This is a genomic window from Pseudomonadota bacterium (assembly GCA_022361155.1).
Taxonomy (GTDB): Bacteria; Myxococcota_A; Polyangia; order Polyangiales; family JAKSBK01; genus JAKSBK01.
Genome location: JAKSBK010000213.1, coordinates 1 through 7,475, shown reverse-complemented (window position 1 = coordinate 7,475; position 7,475 = coordinate 1). Strand labels below are relative to the sequence as shown.

At 65.6% G+C, this 7,475-nt stretch carries 11 protein-coding genes; 9 read left to right on the top strand and 2 right to left on the bottom strand.

Annotation, left to right across the window (positions count from 1 at the left end):
* On the top strand, window positions 1-175 hold a 175-nt coding region (locus MJD61_08260), incomplete at its 5' end, for an IS630 family transposase (GenBank protein ID MCG8555269.1).
* A 140-nt stretch (window positions 176-315) separates the two neighbouring features.
* On the opposite strand, the gene MJD61_08255 is transcribed toward MJD61_08260, so the two are convergent.
* Both MJD61_08255 and MJD61_08250 read right to left on the bottom strand, forming a co-directional pair.
* On the bottom strand, window positions 316-1,662 hold the full coding sequence (locus MJD61_08255) for an amidohydrolase family protein (GenBank protein MCG8555268.1): 1,347 nt from the start codon (window positions 1,660-1,662) through the stop codon (window positions 316-318).
* Between the two features lie 42 nt (window positions 1,663-1,704).
* Window positions 1,705-2,037: a hypothetical protein gene (locus MJD61_08250; protein MCG8555267.1), complete on the bottom strand. Its 333-nt coding sequence runs from the start codon at window positions 2,035-2,037 to the stop codon at window positions 1,705-1,707.
* 687 nt (window positions 2,038-2,724) lie between these two features.
* Between MJD61_08250 and atpD the strand changes: the two genes are divergently transcribed.
* The 8 genes from atpD to MJD61_08210 all read left to right on the top strand — a co-directional run.
* Window positions 2,725-4,086, top strand: a complete 1,362-nt coding sequence (gene atpD / locus MJD61_08245; protein MCG8555266.1) for a F0F1 ATP synthase subunit beta — start codon at window positions 2,725-2,727, stop codon at window positions 4,084-4,086.
* Window positions 4,087-4,088: 2 nt separating this feature from the next.
* Window positions 4,089-4,502 carry a F0F1 ATP synthase subunit epsilon gene (locus MJD61_08240; protein MCG8555265.1) on the top strand — a complete coding sequence of 138 codons (414 nt, stop codon included), beginning with the start codon at window positions 4,089-4,091 and terminating at the stop codon, window positions 4,500-4,502.
* Window positions 4,499-4,768 (top strand): AtpZ/AtpI family protein, encoded by a 270-nt coding sequence (locus MJD61_08235; GenBank protein MCG8555264.1) that lies wholly within the window; start codon window positions 4,499-4,501, stop codon window positions 4,766-4,768. Before MJD61_08240 ends, MJD61_08235 begins: the two co-directional genes overlap by 4 nt.
* Window positions 4,765-5,154, top strand: coding sequence for a hypothetical protein (locus MJD61_08230; GenBank protein MCG8555263.1), 390 nt, complete (start codon window positions 4,765-4,767; stop codon window positions 5,152-5,154). The genes MJD61_08235 and MJD61_08230 overlap by 4 nt, the downstream gene beginning before the upstream one ends.
* Window positions 5,144-5,824 (top strand): F0F1 ATP synthase subunit A, encoded by a 681-nt coding sequence (gene atpB / locus MJD61_08225; protein ID MCG8555262.1) that lies wholly within the window; start codon window positions 5,144-5,146, stop codon window positions 5,822-5,824. Before MJD61_08230 ends, atpB begins: the two co-directional genes overlap by 11 nt.
* Window positions 5,821-6,084: an ATP synthase F0 subunit C gene (gene atpE / locus MJD61_08220; GenBank protein ID MCG8555261.1), complete on the top strand. Its 264-nt coding sequence runs from the start codon at window positions 5,821-5,823 to the stop codon at window positions 6,082-6,084. The genes atpB and atpE overlap by 4 nt, the downstream gene beginning before the upstream one ends.
* Complete coding sequence (locus tag MJD61_08215) at window positions 6,081-6,836, top strand: ATP synthase F0 subunit B (GenBank protein MCG8555260.1); 756 nt, start codon at window positions 6,081-6,083, stop codon at window positions 6,834-6,836. Before atpE ends, MJD61_08215 begins: the two co-directional genes overlap by 4 nt.
* Window positions 6,833-7,475 (top strand): F0F1 ATP synthase subunit alpha (locus tag MJD61_08210; GenBank protein ID MCG8555259.1); only part of this gene is annotated, 643 nt, incomplete at its 3' end. The genes MJD61_08215 and MJD61_08210, both read left to right, overlap by 4 nt.

The window sequence follows — 7,475 nt, the reverse complement described above, 5'->3', positions numbered from 1 at the left end:
TCTCGAAAGACGGATCGGGGACCGTGAAGTCCTCTGCCGCGAGCTCGCAGCCTGGGAACGCACCCGCAACCGTCAGGGCGCCCGCATCGAGTGGCTCTTTACTGTCGACAAGGCGCGCAGGAAGCTGGGTCGCATCTACCCCGCCCCCACCCAGACTCAGCACCTCGCCGCCTGAAACGGTCAAGTCCCCTGTGGAGAGGTACTAGTTCCTGTTCATTCAGAATGGCGCCAGAGCGGATTTCGTCCTCGGGCCGGCCCTGCGCCGTGCGGAATTCAACCGCGCAGCGCTGCCATTCCTCGGTCCGTTCCTGCGGGCTAGTGATCAAACCAGACGCGTTGGATCAGACCGTGACGGACCTCGTAGATCGAGTGTGCAAACTTGGCTGCGGCGCGTCCCCGCGCTCCCGTGATCCGCTCCTGGTCCACGACATAGGGTCCCTGGACGACGCGTCGCAAGATCTGGCAGTGCAGATTCGGTGAAGCCTCGAAGTAGCTCGAGTAGTTCTCGCGCAGTGCCGTGCGTCCCTTCAAACGTAGCCGATCACCACGGTAGATCTCCGCATCCTGCGCATAGGTTGCGACGAAGCGATCAACGTCATGCAGGTTGTACGCATTGAGCTGGCGCTGGACCACCTGCGCCGGGCTGGGCCGCAGCAAGCCGCTCGGGTCGATCAGCTCCCCACCTTTGACGACTCGATGAATCGCCGCCGTGTTGCGGATGTCAACGCGAGGATCTCGGTCGAGAATCAGCAGATCGGCCAATGCTCCCACTTTCAGCACACCGGTCTCGGAGCTTCCGAGAGCCGCGGCACCACCCGCTGTGGCCGCGCGTAGGATCTGCTCGGGTGTCAGACCCGCCTTCCGCATCAGGGCGAACTCCGCAAAGATGGCGGGCCCATGTGGAATTCCGATGTTACCCGCATCGGTTCCGACCGCGATCGTCACACCGGCGTCGTGGAGCCGTTTGAGGTTCTTCAGAGCGACGTCTGGCACGGCGGGCGGTCCGCGGGCCCTCCTTTTTTGGATGAAGCCGGGAACCAGCTTGTCCACGTTCAGGTGCTGAAGATCCAGGAGGCTTCCAAGCACATGGGGATCTCCCCAGGCGTGCTCCTCCTGCTCGAAATCGAACTGTTGCCAGAAGGTTCGCTGATAGCGCTCGAAGACAAGCAGCGTCGTGATGTAAACGACGTTGCGTCGCTTGAGCAGGGCAATGAAATCAGCGTCGACCTCGCCCTTCTTCACGCTGTGAACGAGCACGTCGGCGCCGCTGTTGACAGCGAGTCGGGCAGCCTCGAGCCCCGTTGCATGGACGAAGGCGCGCAAGCCATGCCGATGGGCCTCATCGATCGCCGCTCGCAGCAGCGGTGCGAACTCGGAGGCAGCGCGAGTCTTGGACACCACCAGCCAGAACTTGATGTAGTCGGGACGATGGGACAGCTGCTTGCGTACCAGGGCGCGCGCCTGTTCCGATGTCTGTGCGCGGATAATGGGGGGATCCTGCCGGCCGAGCTGGTCTCTGCTCACACTGGAGACCAAGGGGCCTGTAACGCTCACGCGCGGCGCCGTGGGATGCGTCCTGGATCGTTCACGCACGGCAAAGTTCCAGTAAGGACCTCCGACATCCGCGACACTGGTCACGCCACTGCGGAGGTAGCGCGTCAAGGTCTCGTCGATCTTGCGATGAATCTCCGCAAGCTCTTGCTCTTAGGGAGTGACGGCTCGGAGATCTACGATATCGGGCCGCGTGTACAGGCCACCCGACTGAAAGAAGTGGATATGAGCATCGATCAGTCCGGGGATTATCCACTTGCCCCGAACATCGACGGTGCGTGCCGTCGCTGGGACGGGAGTCGCCTTGCCGATCGACTCGATCCGCCCGCATCGGATGACCACGTTGCCCTGCGCTATGACCGGCGGCCCATGCGTCGGAACGATGCTCGCGCCCACCAGGGCAAGCGGATCACCCTGACAGCGCCCACGCGCAGAAGGCTGCGTGGCCGCACCCGGCTGGCTGGCCCGCCCTGCGTGCTCCTGCAAGTGCGCTCGGGACTGCGCTTGCGTCCCCGTTTGTGGCGGTGGGAGGGGACCCGTCGGGGCACACGCGGTCGCAAGCGATGCGACAACGCACGGGGCAAGTACCAGTACTCTCGACATGCGCGGACTGTCCCACATCTCAACCGAACTCAAAAGCACGGTTCGACCGGCAGCGCGTGCCCCGTCCGGCGCCGGACTCGCGGCGCGGTGCCCCGTTGCTCAGGGCAGCCTTGGCGATGAGGGTAGCTTTGCTGTCGGGACCAGTCGGGACCTGCAAAGGCTGCAAAGGCGTGTTCCCTGCCGGAGCCCACTAGCAAGCAGGGTTCTGAAAAAGTCGCCCGTCGTTCTTCAGGCGGGTCGACTCCGCCTGCGGCCGTCCCCTCACGCTCGAAAATGCACCACATTTCCCTCGGTTCGCGGACGCCGCATTAGAAGCCGACGCGCTCCGAAGCTCAACGACCGCTTTTTTCAGGACCCTGCTAGGGTATGGAATCTAGGACGCGGGCCCCAGTACGGCACGCCCGTGTCCCGTGTCAACGGAGCCGACCCCCATGCTGCGCGAGCTTTTGTATCATACGGGCATCCTGGAGATCGTGGGCCACATCCTCAAGGTTCGCTGCCGGGATGTCGGATACGGCGACTTGGCCGGAGCTCACAGTCTTGGCTGAGGCTGGGAAAGGTGACTTGGGGATGCAGGGCCGTGGAAGCGTCGTTCGGCTCGCCGGGCCAGTAGCGGAGATCCGGTTTGCCCCGCCCCTGCCGCCTGTCCGGGCTGTCGTGGTAGCCGAGGATGGCGCGCGGCAGGTGCCGTTCGAGGTGCAGGGGCACCGAGGGCAAGACACCGCGATCTGCGTGGCGCTCGCGGCCACCTCGGGGCTATCCCGGGGCGCACTCGTGCAGAGCACGCAGCGGCCGCTCGAGGTTACGGTCGGCGCGGACGCGCTGGGACGCGTCGTCGACGTGCTGGGACGCCCGATCGACGGGGGGCCGCCGCTTCGCGGACCCAAGTGGAGTGTGCATCGACCGCCGCCCACCGTGCACGAACGGTTGGGCGCGCGCGGGGTGTTTCACACCGGCATCAAGTTGCTCGACTTCCTGACACCGCTGCCCCGCGGCGGGCGCACGGGCATGTTCGGCGGCGCCGGCGTTGGCAAGACGGTTGTCATCATGGAGCTGATCCACAACGTCGTGCGCGACCTGGGTGGCATGTGTGTGTTCGCCGGCGTGGGGGAGCGCTCGCGTGAGGGCAACGAGCTGTGGCGCGACCTCGAGCGCGCGGGGGTGCTGGCTCAGTCCGTCCTGGTCTTCGGGCAAATGAACGAAGCTCCGGGTGCGCGCTTCCGCACCGCGCTGACTGCGATCACCTTGGCGGAGTACTTTCGCGACGTCGACAAACGCGATGTCATTCTCTTTGTCGACAACGTGTTTCGTTTCGTGCAAGCCGGTGCCGAGGTCTCTGCGCTCTTGGGCCGGCTGCCATCGCGCGTCGGCTATCAACCTACACTGGCGAGCGAAATCGCGGAGCTCGAGGAGCGCATCGCGACCACCGCTTCGGGCGCGATCTCTTCGGTACAGGCGGTCTACGTGCCCGCGGATGACATCACCGACCCGGCGGTGGCGGCGACCTTCACGCACCTGGATGCGCACATCGTGCTGTCGCGCCAGATGGCTGCCAAGGGCCTGTACCCCGCGGTCGATCCTCTGGCATCGAGCTCCGAGTTGCTGACGCCGACGGTGGTGGGGGAGCGCCACTACCAGCTGGCGATGCAGGCGCGCCAGATCCTGGCGCGAGCACGCGAGCTCGAGGACATCGTGGCCATGCTGGGAATCGACGAGCTGAGCGGCGAAGACCGCACCGCCGTGTCGCGGGCGCGCCGCTTGGAGCGTTACCTCACGCAGCCGTTCTTTGTGAGCGAGGCCTTTACAGGGCGCTCCGGTGTGTCGGTGGCGCTCGAGCGAACGCTCGACGATGTGCAGGACATCGTAGCGGGCCGTCACGACGGGACGGATGAAGCGGAGCTTTACATGGTCGGAGCGTTGCCGAGGAAATGAGCATGGCCCAACCCGCCGCGGCCGCGCTGCAATTACGCATTGAAACGCCGACCGCGCTTGTCTTCGACGGACGTGTCCGCTCGCTGACTGCGGAGGACGCGAGTGGGCGGTTTGGGCTCAGGCCGCGCGCCACGCCCTTGGTGGCCGCGCTCGTGCCGAGTGTTCTGACCTACCGCGCAGAGGACGGCGCGGAGCGTTTGGTGGCCGCGGGCTCGGGCGCGTTGCGCTCGGATGGGGCTCGGGTGGTTGTTACGCTCCGCCACGCCATGGTCTGTGAGTCGCTGGAAGAGGTGCAGCTGCGCCTCGAACAGGCTGCTGCAAGGACGGCCGAGGGCGAAGCGGCCATGCGCCAGACCTTTCGCACGCTGTACCGGGGGCTCCTGCAAGCGTTGGGAGACGAGTGGAGGACGATGTGAAGGAATCGCTGCGAGCTGCGATCGCGCGCCGGGCACAGCGCATGCACAAGGCGCGCTCCTCCCCGCAAAAGCTGTGGGCGGGCTTGGCCCTGGTCGGCTCGGTGGGTTGGATGATCGTGCTGCCCGGCGTGGGCGGCGCGCTGTTGGGGCGTTGGCTCGATGCCAGGCTCGACACCCAGCTCTCGTTCACGCTCGCGTTGCTTCTGTTCGGCATGGCGGCGGGTATGTACACGGTGTGGCGTTTTCTGTTGAAGGATCTTACGTGACGCTGTCGTGGTTCGAAGGCGCTGTGGCGCTGGCGTGGGGCCTTTTCGTGGGGCTCGGCTTCGCCGCCTGGGTGCGGCGAGACAGCGCACGCGTGCTTCTGGTGGCGGACGAAATCGGCCTACCGGCACGCCGGCCGGGGGGACTCCTTGTCGATTCGGGCACAACCGCCAAGAAACTCGGATCGAGGTTCCGGGCCGTTGTGCACGTGCGCATTGTCGTCACCGCGCTGGCCGTGTTCGCACCCGCCCTGTGGTTGCCGGTGTCGGTCGCTGCATCCCTCATGGGTTTTCTTGTAGGGCGCAATCTTGCGCTACACGCCCGCGGCGCAATGCCGCGGCCACCGGGCCCGAGACGTGCACGGGCGGAGGTCGCGCATGCCCATTGAGCGGGTCTTTCCTCACGTGGTGTTCGAGCTCCGCGGCGTCGAGGTGCGCGACAGCGTCGTCGTCACCTGGATACTGATGGCGCTCATGAGCGGGGCGGCGTGGGCCGTCACTCGCCGGCTCGAGCCGGTTCCGCGGGGGCTGCAGTGTGCGCTCGAGGCGGCCCTGGAGTGGATCGAGGCGCAGATTCGCGAAGTCACGGTCTTCAAGCCTGCTCTCTTTCTTCCGCTCGTTGGAAGTCTCGGGCTGTTTCTCGTAGTCGCGAACTCCGCTTCGCTCGTGCCCATGGTAGGCGCACCCACGCGGGACCTGAACACGACGTTCGCGCTGGCGGGCATCGTGTTTGTGGCCACGCATGCATACGGGCTCACGCTCGTTGGGGTCAAGCGCTACCTGCGCAACTACGTCGAGCCGTCGTGGATCCTGCTCCCCTTCAACATCATCGGTGAGCTCACGCGCACGTTGGCGCTTGCGCTGCGCCTGTTCGGAAACATGCTGTCGGGGGAGCTGATCGTTGCCATCCTGCTGGTTTTGGCGGGTCTTGTTGTGCCCGTCCTGATGCAACTCTTTGGACTGTTGATAGCGGTGATTCAGGCCTATGTCTTTGCCTTGCTCGCGCTCGTGTATGTGGCCGCGGGGTTGGAGGCCGAGCCGGCCGGAGGAGAACAATGACGACACTCGGTATTGTGGTTGCGGTGAGCGTGTTCACTGCCGGCATTGGCGTTGCCGTGGGCGGCTTCGCTCCCGCGCGTGGTCAAGCTCAAGCCTTGGCTCAAGCGCTTGATGCGATCGCGCGCCAGCCGGACGAAGCCGATCGGATCACACGCACGCTCTTTGTCGGCATGGCGATGGTGGAATCCACGGCAATCTACACCTTGGTGGTAGCGCTGATTCTGCTGTTCGCCAATCCACTGCTCGAGCTCGTGCGGTGAGCCTGCATCTGCCAACGCTTGTATTCCAGGTGGTTAACTTCCTGGTGCTGGGGCTTGTGCTCTGGCGCTTTCTGTGGAGGCCCCTGCGCGTACATCTGGCGGCACGCACCGCACGCATCGAGAGTGATCTGGATGCGGCTGAGAAGGGACGGGAAGCTGCCAGGAAGCTGGAAGCACAGGCACGGGACGCCCACGAGCAGGCCCGGCTGGCCCTGGAGACGGCCGAACGCAAGGCCGAAGCCCAGGCGGAGGCCCATCGGCAGCACCTCTTCGAGCAGGTGAGCCGCGAAGCGAGCGCCGAACGCGACCGCATTGTGGAAAAGGCGGCGCACGAGCAGGCAAAGTGGGAGGCGCGTTTCTTGCGTTCGCTGGGGCCCGCGGTCGCACGCGTGCTCGAGCGCATCCTGAGCGAGTTGGGCGACGCAGCCGGGCTGCATGAGCGAAGCTGCGAGCGCTTGGCGGAGTCTCTCGTTTCGCTTCCGGCCGCGCGCCGGCGCGAGCTTCGGCAGCTGGCCGCCGGGCGCCTGCTGGAGCTGCGCCTTGCGAAGGAGTCGCTGCCCGCTTCCCTCGACGCGGCGTTGTCCGAGCTGTTTCCGGGTCTCGAGCTGCGCCGCAGTGTCAAGCCGGAGTTGCTGGGCGGGGCGGCGCTGCACCTGGACGCACATGTTCTCGACGCAAGCGTGCGGGCACACTTGGAGCGTGTGCTCGAGGAGGCCTCGGAAAGCAAGCCCAAGCGGGTGATGAAGGCATGAGCCAGGACCTGTCACACTTCAAGGAGCGCCTCGCAAGTGCAGGCGACAACTTGCGGTTCAGGGTAGAGGAGCGGGAGCAGGGGGTGGTCACGTCGCTCAACGACGGTACGGCCAAGGTTGAAGGTCTGCGCAGCGTGCGCCTCGACGAGCTGGTGCGGGTGGGCAAGAGCACGTACGGATTGGCACTCGATTTGGCGGAACAGCATGTGGGCGTTGTGCTGCTTGGTGCCGGCAACGACGTGGCTGCGGGAACGCCTGTTCTTGCGACCGGTCAGGTGGCCTCTGTGCCCGTTGGAGAGGGCCTGTTCGGGCGTGTCATCGACCCCTTGGGCGCGCCGCTCGACGGCGAGCCCGCGCTGCATGGGCAAGAGACCTGGCCGGTGGAGCGCGCCGCACCCGGTATCAACGAGCGGCAGGCCGTGAGTGAACCGCTGTTGACCGGTGTGACGACCGTGGACGCGCTGTTTCCGATCGGCCGCGGTCAGAGGCAGCTGCTGATCGGAGACCGGGGCACGGGCAAATCGACCGTGGCGCTCGATGCCGTCATCAACCAGCGCACAAGCGGCATCAAGTGCGTCTACGCCATGATCGGCCAAAAGGCTTCGAGCGTGGTGGCCACGATCGCGACGCTCAAAAAGC